The sequence below is a fragment of the Paraburkholderia xenovorans genome, assembly GCF_046030735.1.
GTDB classification, from domain to species: Bacteria; Pseudomonadota; Gammaproteobacteria; order Burkholderiales; family Burkholderiaceae; genus Paraburkholderia; species Paraburkholderia xenovorans_A.
In genome coordinates this window covers 1-22,513 of sequence record NZ_JAQQBV010000015.1, presented here as the reverse complement: position 1 = coordinate 22,513, position 22,513 = coordinate 1, and the positions used below count along the sequence as shown (strand labels likewise).

The window sequence follows — 22,513 nt, the reverse complement described above, 5'->3', positions numbered from 1 at the left end:
CATCGAATGTCCGACACCCTGACCTCCTGTTTCTGGAGCGGCGACACTCTACGCAGTCGGCGCGTGAGCGACATCGTGCTGTCGGACACGGTCGATATACCCGAACCGCCGGCGCGTCTGCTTGCCGATTGGGGCAGGGAAATAGCGTCGCGCATGGTGCTGGAACCTGGCGACGTCGAAACAATGCCTCTGGCGCGAGCCAGAATGCGCTGGCCGGACTACGGCCGCTGCGTGCAGGCAATGTCCGACTGGGCAAGCGCGCTCGGACTACCCGGCGTGCTTGCCGGCGCCGATGTAGCGCTGATGGCCTGTCGCGGCGCGAGATATCACCACGACGGCGCGCAGTATGGCAACGCGGCCTTCTGCAATCTCTTCCTGAGCGAAGACCGAGGCCTGGATCTGCACTTCCCGTCCATCGATCGTCGCATTCCGCTAAAGCGCGGAACGGCGGTGATCTTCGATACTGGCCAGCCTCATGGCGTCATTCGGCGCGACAGCGGCGGGTTCGATGCGACGCAGTTTCCCGACAACCAGGACTTCGTTCAGATCTTCCTGACCTGGGAGCTTCCGATCGAAGATCAACGCGTTGCCAGCGCTCTCGAGATCGCGTTCGACGTGATTGCTTCGGCTGCGTTGCCAGTGGATGAAGAGCAACTTTGGGTGAACGGCGCACCGGCAATCTTGTGCCCGGATTCCGGCCGTTGGCGAGAGGCCGGCTGACGGCCGCGCCGCCTGTATGATGGCGGACTGGCGCAACGTGTCGCCAATGCATTCATTCACGATGATCTAGAGGAAGACCGCCATGACGGCCACAACGCAATTCGATCAGGTTTCAGTTGTCAAACGAGCCAACGTCTACTTCGACGGCAAGTGCGTATCGCACACCGTTCTGTTCGCCGACGGCACGCGCAAAACTCTCGGCGTGATCCTGCCCGGCACGCTCAATTTCGGCACCGACGCACCGGAACTGATGGAAGTGCAAGCCGGCCAATGCCGCATTCGCCTCGACGGCACCGACGAATGGAAGACGTATAGCGCGGGCGAATCGTTCTCGGTGCCCGGCAAGAGCCGCTTCGATATCGACGTGGTCGAAACGCTCGACTACGTTTGCAGCTACCTGTAGCTTCGTTGAGCGGGTAACGGATACGGTTGCCGTCGCGCAGCCGTTCGCCGATCAAAAACCGGTTGCAACCGCGTGGCGTTTCCTATGCGAAAGGCAGGCCAAGGCGCTGCGAGCATGTCCTGCCAGATCGCCCGCAAGGCCCTCCACGCTCAAATGTTATTATCGGAAACACCGATCGCCTGAAAATGGCGTGCATTTGAAGCAGCAAACCCCATGGACACCCATCTCACCAAACCCGCCGATCCGTCCACCACCGACCTCGGCCGCCGTGTGCGCGCCGCGCGCCAGGCGCAGGATCTGACGCTCGAAACGGCCAGCCGTCTATGCGGCGTGTCGCGCTCCACGCTCTCGAAGGTGGAAAACGGCCTGATGTCCCCCACATTCGATGTTCTGCAGAAAATCGTCCTTGGACTGAAGATCGAAATCGGCGAGCTGTTCGGCTCGACACCGAAAGTGAGCGCCAGCGGCCGCCGCGCGTTGACCCGCAAAAACGAAGGTCAACGCCACGCGTATCGCGGCTACCAGATGGAATTACTCGCGACCGATCTGGCGCACAAAACGATGCTGCCGTTTCGCATTCGCATCTCGGCGCACACGCTAGACGCTTTCGACGACTGGGGTCGCCACGAAGGCGAAGAATTCCTGTACGTGATCAGCGGCAGCGTGTGTCTGTATTCCGAGCTATACGCGCCCACGCATCTGAATGCCGGCGACAGCCTCTATTTCGACAGCCGCACAGGCCACGCCGCAGTATCGACCAGCGAGGAAGACGCCGAAGTACTGTGGATGGCAACCAGCGTCGACCTCGCGCAAGTCACGCAGCCCGATACGCCGAAGAAATAACGCCAACGCAATTTAACGCGCGGCCAAAGCGCGCTGCGCGAGTTGCGCGATATGCATCGCGTGACGGCCGGTTCCCTGTTCGATCTGCTCGCGGCAACTGAAACCATTGGTGAGCACGATCGTTTCGGCATTCGCCGCGGTCGCGTCGCGCACCGCTGGAAACAACGTGTCTTCGCCGATCTTCTCCGACAACGCGTGATGCTCCGCATTGAAGCCGAACGATCCCGCCATCCCGCAGCATCCGGTGTCGAGCAGTTTCCATTTCACGCCGAGTTTCGTCAGTAACGCGGTATCGCCTTGCATGCCGAACAGCGCTTTCTGATGACAGTGTCCATGCACGACCACATCGGCGGCCAATGCCGGCCATTCGAATGGCTGACGCGCGACGAAATCGGAAAACAGAAAAGTTTGCGCCGACAGCTTCCGGGCCAAAGGATGATCGGGGCGCTGTTTCAGCAGTTCGTCCTTGAACACCGATAAGCAACCCGGCTCCAGTCCGACCAGCGGCACGCCGGCCGCGATATCGTCGGCGAGGTCGTCGAGAATCCGGTCGAGCAGTTCGCGTGCGCGTTCGAGCAGGCCGAAGTCATACAGCGGACGTCCGCAACACAACCGGCTCTTCGGCAGCACGACGTGCCAGCCCATTTGCGTGAGAACATCGGCCGCGGCCTGCGCGATCTCCGGCGTGAAGTGGTCGTTGAATGTATCGACCCACAGGATGACTTTCTTCTCTGCACGAGAGCCCGTATTACGCAGCGCCTCTGACGCTATCTGCCGGTACGTCCGCGTCGCGAACTTCGGCAACGCCCGCGCTTGCGCGACACCCGCCGCCCACTTGCCGACCGAACTGAGCCCCGGCGCCGACGTCATGAAGTTCGTCAAGCGCGGAAAACGCGCCGCCCACGGCGCCCATTCGCCGATCCGCCCCATGAACAACGCCTGACGCGGACGACGCTTCGTCTCGTAGTAATGCGAGAGAAATTCCGCTTTGTACGACGCCATATCCGTATGCGTCGGACAATCGGATTTGCAGCCTTTGCACGCGAGGCAGGTATCGAGCGCCTCTTTCACTTCACGGCTTTGCCAGCCGTCGGCGATCACATCGCCTTGCAGCATTTCCCAGAACAGATGCGCGCGGCCACGCGTCGAATACTTCTCTTCACGCGTTGCGCGATAACTCGGGCACATCGTGCCGCCTTCGAGCGAACGGCACTTACCCATGCCGATGCATCGCTCGATCTCGCGCTGAAAACCTTCGCCTTCCTGGCTCGCGAAATTGAGTCGGGTTTGCAGCGTCACCGGCTTGTAGGCCGGACCCATGCGCAGATTTTCGTCGGCGCGATACGCATGCACGACCTTGCCAGGGTTCAGCCGATTCGCCGGGTCCCAGATCGCCTTGAACTGCTCCATCGCGTGCATCAGTTCCGGTCCGTACATGATCGGCAGGAACTCGGCTTTAGCCTGGCCGTCGCCGTGTTCGCCCGAAAGCGAGCCGCCGAATTCGACCACCAGTTCCGCCGCTTCACGCAGAAACTCGCGCCACGTCGCGACACCCGCCGCGCTGCGCAGATCGAAGGTAATGCGCGCATGCACGCAGCCGTCGCCGAAATGGCCGTACAGGCTCGTCTCGTAGCCATGGCGGTCCACCAGCGCCTGGAACGCGCGCAGGTAGTCGCCAAGACGCAGCGGATCGACCGCCGCATCTTCCCAACCGACTATCGGATCAGGTGTGCCCGCATCGACCGATAACGCCACCGCCGACGCGCCCGTCTCGCGAATCGACCACACCTTCGCCTGCAACGCGCGATCTTCGACGAGCATCGCCGACACGTTCGGCCCAGCTTCACCCGACGAAAAATAACGGGCCGCGCTTTGCGCCTGCCGCACCGCATCGTCTTGCGTGTCACCGCCGAATTCGAGGACGACCCACGCATCGCCGGCGGGCAGCAACGCGATTTCATCTTTCTTCAAACCACGCGCCTGCAGGCCGCGAATGATCGCGCGGTCCAGACCTTCGATCGCGATCGGCCCGCAGCGCATGAAATGCGGCACGGCGTCCGCGGCGGTATAGATGTCCGTAAAGCCGACCACGACGATCACGCGTTTGGCCGGGCTCTTCACGAGCCGCACTTTCGCCTGCAACGTGACCGCGCAGGTGCCCTCGGTGCCGACCAGCGCCCGCGCGACGTTGAAGCCATTCTCAGGCAGCAATTGATCGAGATTGAAGCCCGACACGCGCCGCTTGATCTGCGGGAATCTCGCGCGAATCTGTTCGGCGTAGGTGTCGCGCAGTTGCTTGAGCGCCGCGTAGATTTCGCCCTGGCGGCCGCCCGCCGCGATGATGCGTTCGAGTTCGTCGTCCGTTGTCGGGCCGACCCAGAAACGTGCGCCGTCGAAGGTCGCGACTTCCAGCGCCTCGACGTTCTCCACCGTCTTGCCCGCCATCACCGAATGCGCGCCGCACGAATTGTTCGCGATCATGCCGCCGAGCGTGCAGCGGCTATGCGTCGCCGGATCGGGTGCGAACGTGAGGCCGTGCTGTTCCGCCGCGTCGCGCAATGTGTCGCACACCACGCCGGGTTCGACGATCGCCACGCGCGCGGCCGGATCGACCGAGACCACACGGTTCACATACTTGCTCGCATCGGCCACGACCGCGACGTTCACGCATTGGCCGTTCTGCGACGTACCGCCGCCACGCGCGAGAAACGGCACGTCGTTGCGACGGCAAGCGGCGAGCGTTTCCAGCAGATCGTCGACATCCGCGGGCACGACGACGGCTAACGGCACCTGCCGATAGTTAGATGCATCCGACGCGTACAACGCTTTGGAGCCCTGATCGAAACGCACTTCGCCGCGCACGTGGCCGCGCAAATCGGCTTCGAGCGATTGCATGAGCGCGGCGGTTCCCGCAAACGGCTTCGCGACGCGCGCTTCTTTCGACACCTCACGTACCGTGCTTTTCACTGCGCTCGCGCGTTGCGCTTCATCGAACGATGTTCCCACTGTGCCTCTCATGTCAGAAATGCGGCGCCTGCGCCAACGCAAGCGATACGAAGCCTCACGCGGCCTGGGTCGCGGTCATTTTGAAGATGCCCTGCGCGTTGCCCGCGTCGAAGCGCAGATCGGTTTCCCAGCGGCGCGCGTCCTGATCGAAAGTACGCTTGCGCGTGATGAACTCGTAGAACGAGCCCGGCACGTCGCGCGTGACGATCCCGCCGTCCGCCGCACGAAACTCGCGGCGCACGATATCCGCACGATACGCGGTCTGGAACACGCGGCCCGAACGCGAACGCTCGACTTCCGGCTTCATCGGACGCCCCTTCGCTTTTTCGTCGTCGGAAAGCTGGAAGACGTCCGCCACGCGATCGGTGGCGTGATTGAACGCATTGCCCTCGGTCGCGATCCACGCCATTTCCGCCGACTCCTTCAACAATACTTCGTAATCGGCTTCGCGCGGCGTCTCATGCTGCCGGGCGAACGCACCGACGATCGCCGGCAGCAACGCGTGTGCCGCGTCGATCGGCAACACGCCCTCGCGTTCGAGCTCCCACAGTTGGCCGAGCGCCTGCGACGTTAGCGGATCGCGCGACCCGCCGATCACGTGGGTCACCGCCTGCTGGAATTCAGCCGAGAAACGCTCCGGGTGCAATTCGCTGACGAAGAACTGCGCGATCTCGTCGGGCGCGTCGTCATGCGCCCATGCGCGGCCGGTCATGCCAAGACGGTCGAGCGGATAACGGCCGTTGATGCTGAAACCGAGCGGCCGCAGAATGCGCGCGAAGGCGGCCTCGCCCGGCGGCAGCGCGCCGCTGTGCGGCCAGCGCACCGTGCGCAACGCGCCGTGGTCGAAGTAGACGCTGCCGCCGGCGGCGATCGTTTCCTCCGTGTACTGACGCCCGTTCGCCGAGCGCGCGAGCAGGTCTTCGAAGAGCGCCATGTTCATTGCTTGCGCGAGTTCCGCTCGCGTCACCGTGCCGTCTTCCCATTCGTCGAGGATGCGCGGATGGTTCAGCGTGGCGAACAGCCGCGCGGTTTTGTCGGCGCCGAGCAGTTTAACCAGCAGTTGTTCGACATTCGCATTCTTGATGTTTCGCATGACGGTTCCGGGCAAGGTGCGGTGAGCAGGCGCTCACATACGTGAGAGTGGCGGGCCGGCGTGGACAGAAGAGGCACGCGCAGCATCGTCGGATGAGAGATTATTCAAATCCCCGACGCCGCCGTAAAGCGAGATAAAATCGCCACTTGATGCGTTTTTGGAATCAACGTGCGAAAGTTCAAGATCCCCAACATGGGTGCGCTGCTCGCTTTCGAAGCCGCCGCACGGCACGAGAGCTTCACGCATGCGGCACGCGAGCTGTTCCTCACGGAAAGCGCGGTGTCCCGGCAAATCAATACGCTGGAAAGCAATCTCGGCGTGCGGCTGTTCGTGCGCGTCAAACAGCGGGTGGTGCTGACGAAAGCGGGCAAGGTCTATAGCGCCCAGGTGCGGCGCTCGCTGGAACAACTCGACCGCGATACGTTGTCGATCATCGCGCATGGCAGCGGCGGCGGCTATCTGGAACTGGCGGTGCTGCCGACCTTCGCGTCGCAATGGCTGATTCCGCGGCTCGCGGCTTTCAACGCGCAGTATCCCGACGTGCGAGTCAATATGGGCGTGCGCACCGGGACCTTCCCATTCGCCGACACGCATTTCGAAGCCGCGATTCATTACGGCAAACCGACATGGCCGGGTACGTCGGCAGATTTTCTGTTCAGTGAGGAAGTCGTGCCGGTGTGCGCGGCGAGTTTGCTGACGCGGCCAGTCGAATCAGCCGCCGATCTGCTGGACTATCCGCTGCTGCATTCCACCACGCGCCCGGACGGCTGGGCGACGTGGTTCGCCAACCTGGGTGTCGACGACAACCGCACGATGCAAGGCGTGCGCTACGAACTCCACACGATGCTGATCAGCGCCGCCGCGGCCGGTCTGGGTATCGCGCTGGTGCCGAGGTTTTTCGTCGATACGCAACTCGATCAGCTTGGACTCGTGATGCCGCTCGACGCCCCCGCAGTCGCGGACTCGGCGTATTACCTCGTCTATCCGACCGAGCTGAGCCACGGCAAGCCGCTCGCCAGCTTCCGCGAATGGTTGCTGCGGGAAGCGGCGGCGTACAGCGCGGTGAATCCCGAGTTGGCCGGCCAATCCGCAGCCGGGTGAAGCGGCAAAGCAGCAAAGCGGCACTGAGCTTGTGCTGAAGCGTCGCCGACAGCCGCAAATCACGCGCCGGTCGTTCCGCGCGCCAGCGCCAACGCGGCCAGGTTGCCTTCGCCGAAACCGTGGTGACCTTGCCGCTGAACGATCTCGAAGAAAATCTCGCCCGCGCGACGGCGCACGAAGGTCTGAAAAAACAGCTGCGGCACACCGTCCGCGCCGATTTCGCCGTCCACCAGAATGTGTGTGCGTTTGAGACGTTCGACGTCCAACCCGTGCGCTGGCAAGCGCGCATCGAGTTGCTCGTAATAACGCGGCGGCGGCTCGACGAACTCGACGCCGTTCGCCAGCAGTCGCTCGACGCACGCGAAGATATCGTCGGTGGCCAGCGCGATGTGCTGCACGCCTTCGCCCGGATGGTCCGGCAGATAGTCGTGCATCAGGTTCGTGCGCCGCGTGCCTTCCTCATACAAAGGAATACGGATCGCGCCGCACGGCGACACCATCACGCGCGATTCCGCCGCCACATGCCAGTTCGCGTGCAACTCGTGAATCTCGCGGAAGTTGAGCAGATCGCGATAGAAGTCCAGCCATTCCTGCATACGGCCCTCGCCGACCGTTTGGGTCAGATGGTCCACCGCGACGAGGCCGATGCCCGCATGGCTCAGGTCGGCGTGCGCGGTGTCGATCTCGATCGGCCGGAAATCGATGTCGAAGATCGAGATGTCGCCGAGGCCGCCGCGCTGGCCGCCGCGGCCGCGCCAACGGTCGACGAAATAGATGTGCGAATCGCCGATTCCCTGAATTGCAGGGATAAGCAGTTCGCCCGCGCCGATCCGCTCGCCTTCGAACGCCCACGCGCCGAGTTCGATCGCGCGGTCGAATGCGCGTTGTGCGTCGGCGACGCGGATGCCGATCGCGCAGATGCCCGCGCCGTATTCCTCGGCATAGCGCGCGGCGAACGAGTCGGGCTCCGCGTTGAGCAGAAATTGCATCTCGCCCTGGCGATACAGCGTGACGTCTTTGCTGATGTGGCGTGCGATCGCCTTGAAGCCCAGCTTCGTGAAGGTGTCGCCGAGCACTTGCGGCTCGCGCGCCGCGAATTCCACGAACTCGAGGCCGGCGGTGCCGAGCGGATTGTGCTCAGGAACCGACACGGCGCGTAGCGCGGCGTCTGAAGTGGGCAAGTCGCTTGGCATGGCAATCTCCTGATGCTTCGTGTTTGTACACCGGGTGGCAAGACGTTCGCAACCTTCATTTTGTACTGAATGGTTCACTTTCGGCTAGCCGGCCTGTCATTGCGAGGTCACGCACTGTGTGCGGCAAGGCCGGGGCTCAGGTGTTTGGCGCTCTGACACGGCCGCGTTTCGATGCGTCTTTATTCGCGCCCGAAATCGCGCGTTTAGCCGTAGTCGTAGCCTTATTAGCCTTAGGCGCGCCCTTGCGCACCACCTTGCGAGCCACCTTGCCCGCAGCCGCAGCCGCCTCCATCCGCTGCCGCGCAACTTCGCGCACCGCGTCGATCAGCGCACGCGCGACCGGCGACGGTTGCGTGTCCGAGCGCCGGATCAGCCCGACCGGCTCGTCGGTGCCCGCGAACGGCAACGGCAGCCGCACCAGCATCCCATGCGCCAGTTCATACTCGACAGCGCTCAGCGGGACGAACCACACCGCGCCGTTTTCGAGCGCCAACGCACGCCCGGTCGACACCGACAGCACTTCGACAAAGCCGGACAACGGCGCCGCGCCCCACGCGCTCAACAGGCTCTCGGCCGATTGCCGGATCAGCGTGCCGAACGGCGGCAGCACCACCGGAAAATCTTCCAGCGATGTCGCCGGCAAACCGGGCCCCAGTGCCAGCGGATGCCCAGTGCGCACGACGGCGATCAACGGCTCGCTGAACAACTGCTCGAAGCTCAGCCCGACCATACGCTCGGGGTCCGCCAGCCGTCCGATCGCAAATTCGATCGTGCCAGCCTTCAGACGCTCCAGCAATTCGGGATTCGCGCCGGTCGCGAGCCGCACGATCACGCGCGGCCATTGCGTGGCGAACAGCTTCAACACAGGCGGGATCAGCGCGCCGGCGACGGTCGGCAACACGCCGATTTCCAACGTCGCCGCCGGCGCGCCGTCCGCTCGCGCCAGCAAATCGACGCCCTGACGCAGCGCGCTCACACAGGCGCTCGCATGAGGCATGAAGAGCTGGCCCTCGCGGGTCGGCACCGCGCCGTGGCGGCCACGCTCGAACAGCTTCACGCCGAGGATCGCCTCGAGCTCCGCGACCGTCTTGGAGACCGCGGGCTGGGTGATCGACAGACTTTCGGCGGCCCGCTGCACGCCACCGAACTGGGCGACGGCCAGAAAGCACTGGAGATGACGAAATTTGACGCGGCTGTCCGCGAGACTGCGTTGCATAACGGCAGGTTATACGAAAAGGGCTAAAACGTCATTTTGCATAACCGCTCAGGTTAGATAAAGTCGCTCCACAAACCCTATCCCACAATTCCCAAGGAGACACTGATGGACGATTCCTTTCTCTCCGCGCGCGATTTCGCGTCCCATCCGGCCTACGTGTACCCCGGTTACGGCTCATCGGTGAAGCGCGGCCCCACATTGCCGCTGATTCCGCTGAAGGAAAAGCTGCGCGACCAGCGCGTACCGGTGTACGGCACCGACGATCTCGGCGCACTCGACCACGACCTGACGCGCAATGCGGTGCGCAACGGCGAACCGCTCGGCGAGCGCATCATCGTGACAGGCCGCGTGCTCGACGAAGGCGGCCGCCCGGTGCGCAATACGCTGGTCGAGATCTGGCAGGCGAACGCAGCCGGCCGTTATGTGCACAAGGCCGACCAGCACGACGCGCCGCTCGACCCGAACTTCCTCGGCGCGGGCCGCTGCATCACCGACAACGAAGGCCGTTACCGCTTCCTGACGATCAAGCCGGGCGCCTATCCGTGGGGCAATCACCCGAATGCATGGCGTCCGAACCATATTCACTTCTCGTTGTTCGGCGACCACTTCGGCTCACGCCTCGTCACGCAGATGTATTTCCCCGGCGACCCGCTGCTGGCCTTCGACCCGATCTTCCAGGGCACGCCGGAACACGCGCGGGACCGCCTGATCGCGAACTTCTCGCTCGACACCACGCAAGAGGCCTACGCGCTCGGCTACGACTTCGACATCGTGCTGCGCGGCCGCAACGAAACCCCGATGGAGCGCTAAGCCATGACGACTCTCAAGCCTCTCAAGCAAACGCCTTCGCAAACGGTCGGGCCGTACTTCGCGTACGGCCTGTGCCCGCAGCAATACGATTTCGACTTCAAGAGCCTGTTCACGCCGGTTCTGGCCGACCGTGAAGCGGCCGGCGAGCACATCACGATCGTCGGTCAGGTATTCGACGGCGACGGCAATGTGATCGGCGACGCGATGCTCGAAATGTCGCAGGTGGACGCGAACGGCCACTATCCGGCCTCGCGCGAAGAAATCCTGAAGAGCGGGTTCCGCGGCTTTGCGCGGGTCGGCACGGGAACGGACCCGCACAAGCGCTTTGTGGTGGAAACGGTGAAGCCGGGCCGCGCGAACCCGGACGAAGCGCCGCATCTGAACGTGGTCGTGACGATGCGCGGCATGTTGCTGCACACGTTCACACGCGTGTATTTCGAGGACGAAGCCGACGCGAACGCGCAGGACCCCGTGCTGGCTGCGGTGCCGGCGGAGCGCCGCGACACGCTGATCGCCCGTCGCGAGGCGGGTACGGTCAACGTCTACCGCTTCGATATCCACATGCAAGGCGACAAGGAAACCGTGTTTTTCGACGTCTGACGCAGATTTTATATACTTTCAGTTTGCTTTCATTTACACTGGAGGCGATCCGTTTGCGACTGGATCGTGAAGCTCCGAATTTGGGCCCGCCTTGTGCGGGCTTTTTTTTGCGGCTTTTTTGCGGCTTTTGAACAGGGCTTACGTTGGGGCGCATGCGTTGCGTAGTGAATGCCTTCGGGCAAAACGTCTTACTGCAACGAACAGCGCAGCCAGCGGCTGATTCTCGTCACGTCGGCAATGTGATCTCGCGCGCCGGGCGCGCCCAGCACGACGATATCGATCGGCCGGCCATGCACCATCATTCGCACGACGACACAATGCCCGGCTTCGTTGATGAAGCCCGTTTTCTGCAGCACGATCGAACGATCGCCGCCCCTCACGAGCGCATTTGAGTTGTGATAACCGAGCAGGGCGCGACCGCCGCCTGGTGCGACCACCTGCGCGCGATCGGTCGAATAGGCGTTGATCAGCGGATAGCGGCTCGCAGCCGCGACCAGTAACGACAAATCCCGCGCCGTCGAAACGTTCTGCGGCGACAAACCCGTGCCATTGACGAACCACGTGTGCCGCATCCCGAGCGCGCGCGCCTTCGCGTTCATCGCGGCAACAAAAGCGGGACGTCCGCCTGCGTAATCGCGACTGAGCGCCGCCGCGGCCCGATTCTCCGACGACATCAACGCGATATGCAGCATGTCGTGACGCGACAACGTGGAACCGACACTCAAACGAGAGCCTGTGAACTTGTCGAAATCCTGGTCCTGAGCGGTCACCTTGAGCGGCGTGTTCATCGCATGCTTCGTGTCGAGAGAAACGACCGCGGTCATCAGTTTGGATACCGAAGCGATCGGCATGATGCGATCGGCCTGCTTTTCGGTAAGCACCGTACGTGTTCTTTCGTCGACAACGTAGACCGCTTTTGCGCGCAGCAATGCACGCGACCTCGCCGTGTACCCGCAACGCGCCAACAGACGAAGCGACGATCGCGCTGAAGCATCCGCCGACGCCACGTGCTGCTTCGGCGACTCAGCAGCTCGCCGCGCCCCACGCGGCTCCCGCACAGCGCGAGCGGCCTGTCTCCGATGCTTCGGCGCAACCTTGCTGACATGCATAGGCCTGTCCGTGCGCTCGATATGCTTGCGCTTGTGCACCGCACGACGCTGCGACTTCGTGGCAGTGACGGACTTTTTCACTTTAGTTCGGTGTTTCGCTTTCGCCTTCGACAGGTGTCGTACGGGCGGCGCCACATGCCGGCTCACACGTACGGACGGATGCCGCACGGGCTCGTGAGGCGCGCCGAGCGACGAACCGATGTTCAGCCACAACAGGCCGAGCACCGCCGCGCAGCGCAACCACGCAGGAAAACGATAAGCAGGGAATTCAGATGAAGATCGACGACCGTACGGCATGCAGCTTCCAGTTCTGTGCCGCGTGCACCCTGTTTGATCGGGCACGGCGCCGGCAACGACCCGCACGATCTTAAGTCAGATCGCGCACACGATCAACGGCGAATCCGCATGCGCGCGGGTGGGGAGCCCAACGCGAATTGCAAACGCTATTAGCAGCGGAAGTGATCGATGCTCTGCCCAGCGTAGATCGCACGCGCCAGCCAGTCCGGCTTTTCGCCTTGACCGTTCCAGCTATTGCCGAACGCGTCGCGATACTTGATCGCGCGGGCCTCGGCAGCGTCGGCTTCGAGCGCTTCGCCCAGCGCTTCCATCGAAATGCCGTATTCGTCCATGCGACGGCGGATCCAGACGATCAGGCGCTCACGGGCATTGCCGTCGAAGTCGAGTTGCCCTTGTTCTTGTTGCTCTTTCATAACGTACCGGTTTCGCGGCAGATAATGCGCGCGTCAGAAAAAACAAAAGCTTCGCTAAACAACGCGAAGCCTGTGTGTCAATCCAATGGGGAAAACGCAATTCCAACTCGCGACGACTGTCCCGATGCGTGGCTACTCGCATTCGGAAAAGATGCCCAACCAATGCGAAATTCCAGGGGAGTCTTCGGCAAACGGTTTGAATTGCGCCCGTGTCTCGCCTCGTTGCTGCGAGGCTGCTTCAGCGTATGGAAAGTCATTCTAGCATTCAACTTCCGCCGCTTGCAGCAAGCGCTCGTCTGCAAGTTGCGTCAGACTTTCGCATTCATTTTTCCGTAGTTTACGCCGCGCTGTTATCGACACATGAACAAAAGGCGCAAAATAGCGCAACGCCGTGTATGCCGACCGCACCGCACGTTCGCATGCTGCGCGTCAGTGATCAATTACGTTCGCGCATAGGAGACCAGACAATGCCCGCCTCAACCGCCATTCTCACCATCCTGGCCGCGCTGCTGCTCGGCGCGATGAGTCCCGGACCCAGCTTCGTGATCGTCGCCCGCAATGCAATCGGACTCTCGCGCACCGACGGTCTCGCCACCGCGATGGGCATGGGCATCGGCGGCGTGTTCTTTAGCGGCATCGCATTGCTCGGGCTCTATACGCTGCTCGCAACCGTCGAGTGGTTGTATATCGGTCTGAAAGTGGCCGGCGGCCTCTACCTGATTTATCTCGCGTCGAAGATCTGGCGCGGCGCAGCCCAACCGCTCGCTTTCGAGGCTGCGCAAACGGCCGCCACCAATGTTCGCCGATCGTTCTGGATCGGCTTGAGCACGCAACTCAGCAATCCGAAAACCGCCGTCTACTACGGCAGTATTTTCGCGGCCTTGCTTCCGCAGCATCCGCCGTTGTGGTGTTACTTCGCGTTGCCGCCGGCAATCTTCGCGATCGAAGCCGGCTGGTACACCGTCGTCGCCGTGTGCTTTTCGAGCAGACGTCCGCGCGAAATCTATCTGACGTGGAAAGCGTGGATCGACCGGGTTGCGGCCGGCGCCGTTGCCGCTCTCGGTCTGCGCCTTGTGCTGACCGCACATAAAGTGGGCATCTGAAATAGCACTGCATAGCGGACGCCATGCCACGCTCAGCATGGCGCGCCGCGTGGAGTCGACACCGCCGCACGATGCCGAATACACGCCCGCGACAAAACAGTTACAAGTTAAGTGTTGACGCTGCCCTACGCGGACGGTTACTGTGGCGTCCGAAGTTCAAGAAGTTCGATTGCTGTTCATCAATGTCTCGCTCCCTCAGCGGTATTCGTTGTCCTCTCCCTCCTTGATGCTTCACGCGCTCCTCAACCGAGCAACTATTTCTATTTTTACCTCAAGGATTCTTCATGGATACCGGTACCGTTAAGTGGTTCAACGACAGCAAAGGCTTTGGCTTCATCACCCCGGACAAGGGCGGCGACGACCTGTTCGCGCACTTCTCCGAAATCAGCGGCGACGGCTTCAAGACGCTGGCTGAAAATCAGAAGGTGAGCTTCGAAACGAAGCAAGGCCCGAAGGGTCTGCAAGCGGCTAACATCAAGCCGATGTAAGTTTGAAGGGCTCGGTGTCCGGCAACGGACATCGGGCTGCAGCGACATCCTCGCGGAGCTTTGTCTCCCACAGTTGGCGCGATCGCTTTTTAGCTGCGGCTCTAATCGCCATGCAGCTAGCTCAAGCGCCAAACGCCTCGTTGCACCTCATTCGCCCCTCCGGCTTTATAGCCTTATTTCGCTTTCCGACTGCGCCCAGATTCGCCTCGCAATGGCTTGAATCAGCTCGTCCGCACGACCCTACCAGGCTTCGCGCAGCAGGCACGCACTCGAACATTATTAAAAACATAAAATGCAAAACAAACACATTCATCATTACAACGGCTATGCCGTTCAACCCTCGGCGCATCGTTTGCCCGACGGTAGCTTTTCATCCAACCTGTTGCTCGAACGCGCCGACAGCGCGCGTGCCGAAGGGCGCTACCAGTTCTACTCGCTCGATTACTTCACGAACGAAGAACAGGCGTTGCAGCACTCGGCGCGCTGGGCACGTAATTGGGTCGATACGCGCGGCTAAGCGCGCATCGCCTCGCCGGACGCGCCGCATTCGCGTGGCGCACCGGTAGTTCGCGCGCAGTCGATCTATTCGGCCGTTTCCGCCTTGATCCGCGCGCGCAACTCGAACTTCTGGATCTTTCCCGTCGACGTCTTCGGCAATTCGCAGAAGCGCACGGCTTTCGGCAGCTTGTACCCCGCAAGAAACAGCCGGCAGTGCGCAATGATCTCTTCCACGCTCACCTGAGCGCCTTCCTTGAGTTCGACGAACGCGCACGGTACCTCGCCCCACTTCGCATCCGGCATCGCCACCACGGCGGCCACCGCGACGGCGGGATGACGGTACAACGTGTCTTCGACCTCGATGCTCGAAATGTTCTCGCCGCCTGAAATGATGATGTCCTTGCTACGGTCACGAATGCGAATGTAGCCGTCGGGCATGCGCACGCCGAGATCGCCGGTATGGAACCAGCCGCCGCGGAAAGTCGCTTCCGTGGCGCGTTCGTTCTTCAGGTAGCCCTTCATGCAGATGTTGCCGCGAAACATGATCTCGCCGATCGTCTCGCCGTCATTCGGCACGGGCTCGAGCGTGTCCGGATCGACTACGCTGACCGCCGCTTGCAGGTGATAGCGAACGCCTTGCCGCGCGTTCATTTCGGCGCGTCCGCTATCGTCGAGTTGATCCCATGCGTGCTGTTTCGCACACACTGCGGCCGGGCCGTAGGTTTCAGTGAGTCCATATACGTGTGTCAACTCGAAGCCGATTTCCTTCATCTTCGCGATCACCGCGGGTGCCGGCGCCGCGCCCGCCACCATCGTCGACACGCGATGCCCGATGCCTTCGCGCCACTCGGCCGGCGCATTCGCGAGCGCACTCTGCACGATCGGCGCGCCGCAATAATGCGTGATGCGTTCGCTGCGTATCAGATCGAACACCGTCTTCGCATCGAATTTGCGCAAGCAGACGTTGACGCCCGCGCGCGCGGCGACCGTCCACGGAAAGCACCAGCCGTTGCAGTGAAAGAGCGGCAAGGTCCACAGATACACCGCGTGTTTCGGCATATCCCATTCGAGGATATTGCTGAGTGCATTCAGATACGCGCCACGATGGTGATAGACCACGCCCTTTGGATCTCCGGTTGTGCCCGACGTGTAGTTAAGCGCGATGGCGTCCCATTCGTCGGCGGGAAGCGTCCACGCGAATTCGGGGTCGCCGGATTGCAGGAATGCTTCGTAATCGGTGGCGCGGATGAATTGGTCGGCATTGGCGGGCAGCACATCGGCCACGCTGATGATGCGCAAATCGGGAAACTCCAGCGCGGCGCGATGCGCGAGCTCGCCATATTCCGTATCGACGATCAGCGCTTTTGCCTCGCCATGGCGCAGCATGAATAGCAACGACGGCACGTCGAGTCGTGTATTCAGCGTATTCAGCACGGCGCCGGCCATCGGCACGCCGAAATGCGCCTCTATCATCGGAGGAATATTCGGCAACAACGCGGCCACCGTGTCGCCGCGTTCGATACCCGCCTGCCGCAGCGCGCTCGCGAGACGCCGCGTGCGCTGATAGGTCTCGCGCCAGTTACGGCGAATCTCGCCATGGACGACCGCCAACTGATCGCCGTAGACTTCCGCGGCGCGCACGATGAAATCGATCGGCGTCAGCGGGACATAATTGGCCTCGCGGCGCTCCAGACCTTCTTCGAACCGGTGTTTCATCGCATTGTCTCCAGGGCGCGAGCCGCGCCGTCGATTATTTTGATTGCTTGTTGAACCAGCCTAGCAATTTTCATGGTGAACTGTCTGTCATTCAAATGACAGAGTGGCGCGCCCTGGGGCGCGTCGCCTCGCCGGTTCCGTTCCGATCAACCGCTCCCGCTGCTTATGGACCACGCTTCGTTCGCCCCTGCCTCAGACGACCGCCACCACCGCCCGCTGCGAGTCGCGCGTGCGGATTTGCCTCGGCTCTTTGCCGGTTGCGCGTGGTTCCGGTCGCTCGCTAGCGAACATCAGTCGATGGTCCTTGCTAGCGCACATGCGGAATACCTCGACGGCGGTGCGTGGATCGCGCGTCGCCAGGAACCGTCGGATTACTGGATCGGCGTTCACTCCGGCCTGATCAAGCTCGCGATCTACAACGCGTCCGGACGCAGTTGCACGCTCTCCGGCGTTCCGCCCGGCGGCTGGTTCGGCGAAGGCAGCGTAATCAAGCGCGAATTGCGCAAGTACGACGTGGCCACGATCCAGGCGTCGCTGGTGATGTTCGTGCCGTCCGCAACCTTTCATGCGCTGCTCGAATCGAGCCTGCCGTTCACCGGCTTCGTGATCCGCCAGTTGAACAACCGGATGGGCGAATTCATCGCGTCGATCCAGAACAGCCGTTTGCTCGATGTCGACGCGCGCGTCGCACAATCGCTCGCACAGTTGTTCAATCCCGACCTCTATCCCGACACGGGCCGCACGCTGGTGATTTCGCAGGAAGAAGTCGGCCTGTTGGCCGGCGTGTCGCGGCAACGTATCAATCTGGCGCTGCAAAACCTCGAGAAACTCGGCATCGTGCGTCTCTCGTATAACCAGATCGACGTGCTCGATCTGGAGAGTCTCGCCGCGTTCGGTCGCGAACAAATCTAGCGCGACAGGGCAGCGCCGCTTTTCTCTGGCCTTCGCCGCTCTTCGCGGCTTTTTCGTCACTTTTACCTGTTTTTCGCGTTCGCCGTCGACCGCTGTTTGCGCGCGCCCATACGCGTCTCAGCCTGAATTTTGCGCAGTCGGATCAAGAAACCAGAGCGCGCGCCGTTATGCCGATTAGGCAACTCAGATTGCAACCTTCCCCCTCCCGAGCTCAATGTACCGTCCAGACCCCCTATGAATCGCCTGACACTTAGACAGAAATTGTGGGTACCCATGCTGCTGTGCTGGGCGGCGCTCCTGATCGTGACCGTCGTGAACGCGTTCGAAGCGCGTAACGCGCAAATGGAGTCGCGTCGCGCGGATCTGGCGGACGTGACCGATATGGCGGCCTCGCTGATCGCCGATTACGCGAAGCTGGCCGACGCCGGCAAAATCTCCGTCGACGATGCCAAACAGCAGGCGATCGCCCGCGTCAACGCGCAACGCTACGGCGCGTCCGGCTACATTTCGATCGTGCGCAGCGATTCGGTGATGGTCGCGCATCCGATGAGTCCGAAGCTGAACGGCAAGGACATGAGCGGTTTCCGTGATGCCAAGGGCAACGCGTTGTATCACGACATCGCACAAGCCGGCGGCTCGCCGGGTGGCTCAGGCTATCTACGCTACTGGTGGCCAAAGCCTGGCGAGACGACGCCGAGCGAGAAAATCGGCTATGTGAAGCGCTTCGGCCCGTGGAACTGGGACCTCATCGCCGGCGCCTACATGGACGACATTCAGGCGCAGTTCTACAGCACGCTTGTCCGTTCGGCAGGCATGCTGGTGGTGCTGGGCGTGCTGGTGTCGTTTGTCGCGTCGCGCGTGGTGCGCAGCGTCTCGCGTTCGATCGGCGGCGAGCCTTCCCGCGCGGCGGAGATTGCGATGCAGATCGCCCGCGGCGATCTCGCCACCCACATCGACTTGCGACGCGACGACACGTCGAGCTTGCTGTTCTCGCTGCGCGAGATGCGCAATCAGCTTGCGGCCACGGTTGGACGCATCAAGACTTCAGCGGAGACGATCACGGTCGCTTCGAAGGAAATCGCCGCGGGCAATCTGGATCTGTCGAGCCGAACCGAGGAACAGGCAGCTTCGTTGCAGCAAACTGCCGCGACAATGGACGAACTCACCAAGACCGTCACGCAGAACGCTGACAACGCGGCAACGGCGTCCGAGCTCGCCACGGATGCGTCGACGATCGCCGAACGCGGCGGTCAGGTCGTCAACGACGTGGTCGAGAAAATGGCCGGCATTACCGATAGTTCGCGCAAGATCGGCGAGATCATCAACGTGATCGAGGGCATTGCGTTCCAGACCAATATTCTTGCGCTCAACGCCGCGGTGGAAGCCGCGCGTGCCGGCGAGGAAGGCCGCGGTTTTGCGGTGGTCGCGGGCGAAGTGCGCAATCTCGCGCAGCGCAGTGCGACGGCCGCCAAGGAGATCAAGGTGTTGATCGACCAGTCGGTCGCGCAAGTCGGCGAAGGTTCGACGCTGGCCGGCAGGGCCGGCAGCACGATCGGCGAGGTAGTCGGCGCGGTGCGCCGTGTCACCGCGATCGTCAACGAGATTTCGGCGGCGTCGAAGGAACAGAGTTCCGGCATTGGCGAAGTCAATCTCGCGATCCGCCAGATGGACGATGTAACGCAGCGCAATGCCGCGCTGGTGGAACAGGCGGCCGCCGCAGCCGGCTCGCTCGACGAACAGACCGAGCGCTTGCGTAATGCGGTCGCGGTGTTCAGGGTTGATGCGTAGGCGTGGTTGCGCGGCTCAACATCGTATCGGTGCCGAACAGCGTCATGACAATGTTGGCCAGCACACCTGATTTCTTCCAGCGCAGATAGTAGCGATGCGCGGTTTGATAAGCCGCGTACCGCTCCGGCAACGCACTCCACGGCTTGCCGGTACGCAGCACCCAGAGCACGCTATCCACAACGAAACGGACGTCGACACCCGGACGGCCGCGCCGCGGCGCATGACGCTCCATTTCAGGCAGCAACGGGACGATGCGACGCCATTGCTCGTCGGAGAGATCCTGAGCGGGCGACGGGTTTGAAGCAAGAATATCCATACCGTGAGAACTCGAGTGCGCCGCCTGCGTGCATGCCTACGTGCGTCGCCGCGAAAGATGATGTCGTTGGATTGATGGACTCAGCGTAACCGACGCGCGCTTGCACGAAAGTTAATTCTTGTCAGGCACGTGGACGCGGGCGTCGAAGATCGACATGCATCAGATGCGCGGTCAAATATAGCGCCCATAAAAAAAGGTGCCGCGAACGGCACCTTTTTCACTACGACCAGCTTCTGTTGATGCTTAGAAGCGGTGACGCAGACCGACGGTAGCAGCCGTCTGGTTCTTCGACGAAGACGGCAGTTGCGTGTTGTCGCCGCTGTAGATCGAAGCAACACCGCCGTCACCCATTGCGTGTTGGTACACGGCTTGAGCGTAGACGTCCGTACGACGCGACAGCGAGTAGTCGGCTTGCAGGCCGATCTGGTGGTAGCGCACCGACGCCGAACCACCGTTTGCATTGACGCCGTAGCCCGTGCCGTCCGTGAACGTGTACGCCACGCCCAGGCCGAGAGCCGGGGTCAGGTTGTACTTGCCGTTGACTTCGTAGTTGTTAGCGCGCAGCGATTGACGTGCGCCCGTGACGTTGTCGAGACGCGATTGCGTCCATGCCAGACCGACGGTAGCCGGGCCGAACGAGTACGAACCTGCTGCACCGAATTCGCGTTGACGGAAGTTGCCGCCGAGGCCCAGAACCGAACCGTCCGAAGCGCCGCCGTTGCTTGCCGTACCTGCTGCGTTCGTTGCGCCCGGGTTGTTCTGCTGTGCGTAAGCAGCGCCCAAACGCAGACCTTGCCACTGGTATGCAGCACCGACGCTGTATTCGCGGTTGTTCGCGAATGCGCCAGCCTGGTTCGAGAAGCCGTACGTGCCGCCGAACGAGAAGCCAGCGTAGTTAGCGCTTTGGTACTTGACCGAGTTGTTGACAGCGTAGCCGCCGTTCGTGCTCAGGTTGTCGTTGTTGAACGGGTGAGCGAAGTACGTACCGCCCCAGCTGCCCGTTGCGGTCAGCGGTGCCAGGTAGTCTTGTGCTGCGTCATATTGACGACCCAGCGTGACCGTACCGAATTGCGCGCTCGACAGACCGACGAACGATTGACGGTTGAACATGCCGTTGTTGTTAGCGAACTTACCGTTGCCGATGTTGAAGCCGCTTTCCAACGTGAAAATTGCCTTCAGGCCGCCGCCCAGATCTTCCGAACCACGCAGACCGAACATGCTTTGGTTGATGCCGCCGTTGCCAGCCGACCATTGCGAACCATGGTTCACGTTGCTGGTGTAGGTCAGGCCTGCGTCCAGCAGACCGTACAACGTCACGCTGCTTTGTGCATGAGCGGCGACGGATGCGAACGATGCAGCAACCGCTGCGACGATGAGACTCTTCTTCATGTGGGACTCCTGTTCGAAAAATTTACGCGGGGAGCGGAACCTGGCTCAGCAGTGCGTGCCTCGCTCGCACCACCGCCCAGATCCGCCGGACCGCTTTCGGCCCGGCTGGGCACCCTTGTAACGAAGCGTGAGTGTAGGGGGACACCCTAGTAGCAACGTGAGCGTTTTCCACAACAGGATTTTTCCGAATTCGCAACAATCATGAGGGACTTTCGATTAAGTCATTGATTTTTAGGCATTTATTGCGAAATAAACAGGTCGGATCTTATGCGTCATCCTTATGACAATTGCAATATCTCAATATTAGAAGTTGCACATATGCAACAGCCTTTAATATCGATGTAGTAATCGGGTCGGAACAATTAAAACTGATCGTAAGCATATTGCTTAAAAATAAGGCATTTATCTCGACGTCGATTCAAGGAAGTAAATTTATTCCCGGATGCGGGAACTTAATTACGTCACGTAGATCGATCACCCTTACACAAGACGATTATTGCGTATTTTAATATTTACGATCAAATATTTAATTTTCTGTAGGGAACTCTATGGGGATTTGAATCTACGCTTTTAAATCCCTTTCCCCGATGCGGGTCTTTCGCATGCCCGATACCCAAGCCCAGCGGGATTTAGCGTCTTGCGACAATTGCGCGCAGTTGCATGACAACTTTCCAAAGCGACGCCATTAAAACCGCCGGACGGCGGTATCGTTCATTGGGCGTTCTTTTTCGATGGATTTGAGGACACGCCAAGAACTTTGCTGCTGAAGACGATGAAACCTTCAGCACGGGCGTTGCCCGGAGGTGAACTGCGGCGCCGACCGCCGCGTGACAAAACCCGTGCTGAAAGCGGATGGCAAATATTCAAAAGCCTTCCGTATTCTTTTAACGGCGCAGCTCCCCTCTTTTTTACACGGAGTTTCCCTACTTCCTCATTGTCCGCTGCGGTGGATTCATCGACGAGTTCCGGAGCGCGTTCTCGCCCTCAGACGAAGAACTCGGCGCTAGAAGGCCAGGTTCCTGCGGAACATCTGGCAAAGAACGCGGCTGGTCACCGGGTTCGTCGATTGGCTGATTGGCGGGATCGGCGACGGGGCCGATGGCCAGATCGGTTTGCATGTAGAAATTGCGCTAGAGCATCACGAATTTTTCAAGCGCTCGTCTGCTCTGCAATGTTCGGCCAACTTTCAGCGTCCGTCGACTCCCGTACGTCTCGGCTCGTTCGCCACTCCTGTCAGAAACGGCTCGAGTCCGAATAGCCAAGCGAAGCAAAACGTGGCGCGGGTGAAAGCGCTTGCGCGTCGCGGTGGCTCGCTCTCGTCGAGAGCGTCCATTGGCGTCGCGAGCAGCGATGAATGAGAGGCGAAATCGGTAGCGGTGTGGTCAGGTCGCATAGTGGTTCTCGTTTTTGATATATAGCGTGGAACCGACCCTACGCAATCGCCGTGCCACGGACGCTCGACTGTCAATAAAGTGGGAGCATTACGAAAGTCCGGAAGT

General features: G+C 61.4%; 20 protein-coding genes. 11 read left to right on the top strand and 9 right to left on the bottom strand.

Going from position 1 to position 22,513, the window contains the following annotated elements:
• Positions 1–6: 6 nt before the first annotated feature.
• The 3 genes from PQQ51_RS16480 to PQQ51_RS16470 all read left to right on the top strand — a co-directional run bounded on the left by PQQ51_RS16480 (position 7) and on the right by PQQ51_RS16470 (position 1,966).
• Entirely contained in the window at positions 7–720 is a 714-nt protein-coding gene (locus tag PQQ51_RS16480; RefSeq protein ID WP_408497872.1) for a hypothetical protein, read from the top strand.
• Between the two features lie 82 nt (positions 721–802).
• Positions 803–1,123, top strand: a complete 321-nt coding sequence (gene ppnP / locus PQQ51_RS16475; protein ID WP_408497870.1) for a pyrimidine/purine nucleoside phosphorylase — start codon at positions 803–805, stop codon at positions 1,121–1,123.
• Positions 1,124–1,336: 213 nt separating this feature from the next.
• Positions 1,337–1,966, top strand: a complete 630-nt coding sequence (locus PQQ51_RS16470; protein ID WP_408497869.1) for a helix-turn-helix domain-containing protein — start codon at positions 1,337–1,339, stop codon at positions 1,964–1,966.
• Between the two features lie 12 nt (positions 1,967–1,978).
• Here the strand turns inward: PQQ51_RS16470 and PQQ51_RS16465 are convergent, their stop codons facing one another.
• Both PQQ51_RS16465 and PQQ51_RS16460 read right to left on the bottom strand, forming a co-directional pair.
• Positions 1,979–4,972: an FAD-binding and (Fe-S)-binding domain-containing protein gene (locus PQQ51_RS16465; RefSeq protein ID WP_408498018.1), complete on the bottom strand. Its 2,994-nt coding sequence runs from the start codon at positions 4,970–4,972 to the stop codon at positions 1,979–1,981.
• A gap of 55 nt (positions 4,973–5,027) precedes the next feature.
• On the bottom strand, positions 5,028–6,065 hold the full coding sequence (locus PQQ51_RS16460; RefSeq protein WP_408497868.1) for a DUF1338 domain-containing protein: 1,038 nt from the start codon (positions 6,063–6,065) through the stop codon (positions 5,028–5,030).
• A 168-nt stretch (positions 6,066–6,233) separates the two neighbouring features.
• Between PQQ51_RS16460 and PQQ51_RS16455 the strand changes: the two genes are divergently transcribed.
• A complete protein-coding gene (locus PQQ51_RS16455) occupies positions 6,234–7,166 on the top strand; it encodes a LysR substrate-binding domain-containing protein (RefSeq protein WP_408497867.1) in 933 nt (310 codons plus the stop codon).
• A 59-nt stretch (positions 7,167–7,225) separates the two neighbouring features.
• On the opposite strand, the gene PQQ51_RS16450 is transcribed toward PQQ51_RS16455, so the two are convergent.
• Positions 7,226–8,359 (bottom strand): 4-hydroxyphenylpyruvate dioxygenase family protein, encoded by a 1,134-nt coding sequence (locus PQQ51_RS16450; protein WP_408497866.1) that lies wholly within the window; start codon positions 8,357–8,359, stop codon positions 7,226–7,228.
• A 136-nt stretch (positions 8,360–8,495) separates the two neighbouring features.
• Positions 8,496–9,575: a pca operon transcription factor PcaQ gene (gene pcaQ / locus PQQ51_RS16445; protein ID WP_408497865.1), complete on the bottom strand. Its 1,080-nt coding sequence runs from the start codon at positions 9,573–9,575 to the stop codon at positions 8,496–8,498.
• Positions 9,576–9,680: 105 nt separating this feature from the next.
• On the opposite strand from pcaQ, the gene pcaH reads away from it, so the two are divergent.
• Both pcaH and pcaG read left to right on the top strand, forming a co-directional pair.
• Positions 9,681–10,385 carry a protocatechuate 3,4-dioxygenase subunit beta gene (pcaH, locus tag PQQ51_RS16440; RefSeq protein WP_408497864.1) on the top strand — a complete coding sequence of 235 codons (705 nt, stop codon included), beginning with the start codon at positions 9,681–9,683 and terminating at the stop codon, positions 10,383–10,385.
• A gap of 3 nt (positions 10,386–10,388) precedes the next feature.
• On the top strand, positions 10,389–10,985 hold the full coding sequence (gene pcaG, locus PQQ51_RS16435; protein ID WP_408497863.1) for a protocatechuate 3,4-dioxygenase subunit alpha: 597 nt from the start codon (positions 10,389–10,391) through the stop codon (positions 10,983–10,985).
• Positions 10,986–11,173: 188 nt separating this feature from the next.
• Here pcaG and PQQ51_RS16430 read toward each other — a convergent pair whose 3' ends face one another.
• The gene (locus PQQ51_RS16430) at positions 11,174–12,391 is read right to left on the bottom strand and encodes a serine hydrolase (RefSeq protein WP_408497862.1); all 1,218 of its coding nucleotides are present in this window, start codon (positions 12,389–12,391) and stop codon (positions 11,174–11,176) included.
• Between the two features lie 149 nt (positions 12,392–12,540).
• Entirely contained in the window at positions 12,541–12,804 is a 264-nt protein-coding gene (locus tag PQQ51_RS16425) for an H-NS family nucleoid-associated regulatory protein (RefSeq protein ID WP_408497861.1), read from the bottom strand.
• 467 nt (positions 12,805–13,271) lie between these two features.
• Here PQQ51_RS16425 and PQQ51_RS16420 point away from each other — a divergent pair, with 467 nt between their 5' ends.
• The 3 genes from PQQ51_RS16420 to PQQ51_RS16410 all read left to right on the top strand — a co-directional run bounded on the left by PQQ51_RS16420 (position 13,272) and on the right by PQQ51_RS16410 (position 14,912).
• A complete protein-coding gene (locus PQQ51_RS16420; RefSeq protein ID WP_408497859.1) occupies positions 13,272–13,907 on the top strand; it encodes a LysE family translocator in 636 nt (211 codons plus the stop codon).
• Between the two features lie 284 nt (positions 13,908–14,191).
• Positions 14,192–14,395, top strand: a complete 204-nt coding sequence (locus tag PQQ51_RS16415; RefSeq protein WP_007178877.1) for a cold-shock protein — start codon at positions 14,192–14,194, stop codon at positions 14,393–14,395.
• A 292-nt stretch (positions 14,396–14,687) separates the two neighbouring features.
• Positions 14,688–14,912: a hypothetical protein gene (locus PQQ51_RS16410; protein WP_408497858.1), complete on the top strand. Its 225-nt coding sequence runs from the start codon at positions 14,688–14,690 to the stop codon at positions 14,910–14,912.
• Positions 14,913–14,977: 65 nt separating this feature from the next.
• Here PQQ51_RS16410 and PQQ51_RS16405 read toward each other — a convergent pair whose 3' ends face one another.
• Positions 14,978–16,609 carry an acyl-CoA synthetase gene (locus tag PQQ51_RS16405; RefSeq protein ID WP_408497857.1) on the bottom strand — a complete coding sequence of 544 codons (1,632 nt, stop codon included), beginning with the start codon at positions 16,607–16,609 and terminating at the stop codon, positions 14,978–14,980.
• Between the two features lie 165 nt (positions 16,610–16,774).
• Between PQQ51_RS16405 and PQQ51_RS16400 the strand changes: the two genes are divergently transcribed.
• The gene (locus PQQ51_RS16400) at positions 16,775–17,521 is read left to right on the top strand and encodes a Crp/Fnr family transcriptional regulator (protein ID WP_408497856.1); all 747 of its coding nucleotides are present in this window, start codon (positions 16,775–16,777) and stop codon (positions 17,519–17,521) included.
• 234 nt (positions 17,522–17,755) lie between these two features.
• Positions 17,756–19,309, top strand: a complete 1,554-nt coding sequence (locus tag PQQ51_RS16395; protein ID WP_408497855.1) for a methyl-accepting chemotaxis protein — start codon at positions 17,756–17,758, stop codon at positions 19,307–19,309.
• Here the strand turns inward: PQQ51_RS16395 and PQQ51_RS16390 are convergent.
• Complete coding sequence (locus tag PQQ51_RS16390; protein ID WP_408497854.1) at positions 19,293–19,625, bottom strand: transposase; 333 nt, start codon at positions 19,623–19,625, stop codon at positions 19,293–19,295. The genes PQQ51_RS16395 and PQQ51_RS16390 overlap by 17 nt on opposite strands.
• Before the next feature lie 243 nt (positions 19,626–19,868).
• Complete coding sequence (locus PQQ51_RS16385; RefSeq protein ID WP_408497853.1) at positions 19,869–21,014, bottom strand: porin; 1,146 nt, start codon at positions 21,012–21,014, stop codon at positions 19,869–19,871.
• Positions 21,015–22,513 lie beyond the last annotated feature (1,499 nt).

Coding starts and splice junctions, on each gene's coding strand:
- PQQ51_RS16405 (WP_408497857.1), bottom strand. CDS start 16,609: ATGAAACACCGGTTCGAAGAAGGTCTGGAGCGCCGCGAGGCCAATTAT.
- ppnP (WP_408497870.1), top strand. CDS start 803: ATGACGGCCACAACGCAATTCGATCAGGTTTCAGTTGTCAAACGAGCC.
- PQQ51_RS16470 (WP_408497869.1), top strand. CDS start 1,337: ATGGACACCCATCTCACCAAACCCGCCGATCCGTCCACCACCGACCTC.
- PQQ51_RS16425 (WP_408497861.1), bottom strand. CDS start 12,804: ATGAAAGAGCAACAAGAACAAGGGCAACTCGACTTCGACGGCAATGCC.
- pcaQ (WP_408497865.1), bottom strand. CDS start 9,575: ATGCAACGCAGTCTCGCGGACAGCCGCGTCAAATTTCGTCATCTCCAG.
- PQQ51_RS16480 (WP_408497872.1), top strand. CDS start 7: ATGTCCGACACCCTGACCTCCTGTTTCTGGAGCGGCGACACTCTACGC.
- PQQ51_RS16450 (WP_408497866.1), bottom strand. CDS start 8,359: ATGCCAAGCGACTTGCCCACTTCAGACGCCGCGCTACGCGCCGTGTCG.
- PQQ51_RS16390 (WP_408497854.1), bottom strand. CDS start 19,625: ATGGATATTCTTGCTTCAAACCCGTCGCCCGCTCAGGATCTCTCCGAC.
- PQQ51_RS16460 (WP_408497868.1), bottom strand. CDS start 6,065: ATGCGAAACATCAAGAATGCGAATGTCGAACAACTGCTGGTTAAACTG.
- PQQ51_RS16430 (WP_408497862.1), bottom strand. CDS start 12,391: ATGCCGTACGGTCGTCGATCTTCATCTGAATTCCCTGCTTATCGTTTT.
- pcaH (WP_408497864.1), top strand. CDS start 9,681: ATGGACGATTCCTTTCTCTCCGCGCGCGATTTCGCGTCCCATCCGGCC.
- PQQ51_RS16395 (WP_408497855.1), top strand. CDS start 17,756: ATGAATCGCCTGACACTTAGACAGAAATTGTGGGTACCCATGCTGCTG.
- PQQ51_RS16385 (WP_408497853.1), bottom strand. CDS start 21,014: ATGAAGAAGAGTCTCATCGTCGCAGCGGTTGCTGCATCGTTCGCATCC.
- PQQ51_RS16415 (WP_007178877.1), top strand. CDS start 14,192: ATGGATACCGGTACCGTTAAGTGGTTCAACGACAGCAAAGGCTTTGGC.
- PQQ51_RS16400 (WP_408497856.1), top strand. CDS start 16,775: ATGGACCACGCTTCGTTCGCCCCTGCCTCAGACGACCGCCACCACCGC.
- PQQ51_RS16420 (WP_408497859.1), top strand. CDS start 13,272: ATGCCCGCCTCAACCGCCATTCTCACCATCCTGGCCGCGCTGCTGCTC.
- pcaG (WP_408497863.1), top strand. CDS start 10,389: ATGACGACTCTCAAGCCTCTCAAGCAAACGCCTTCGCAAACGGTCGGG.
- PQQ51_RS16410 (WP_408497858.1), top strand. CDS start 14,688: ATGCAAAACAAACACATTCATCATTACAACGGCTATGCCGTTCAACCC.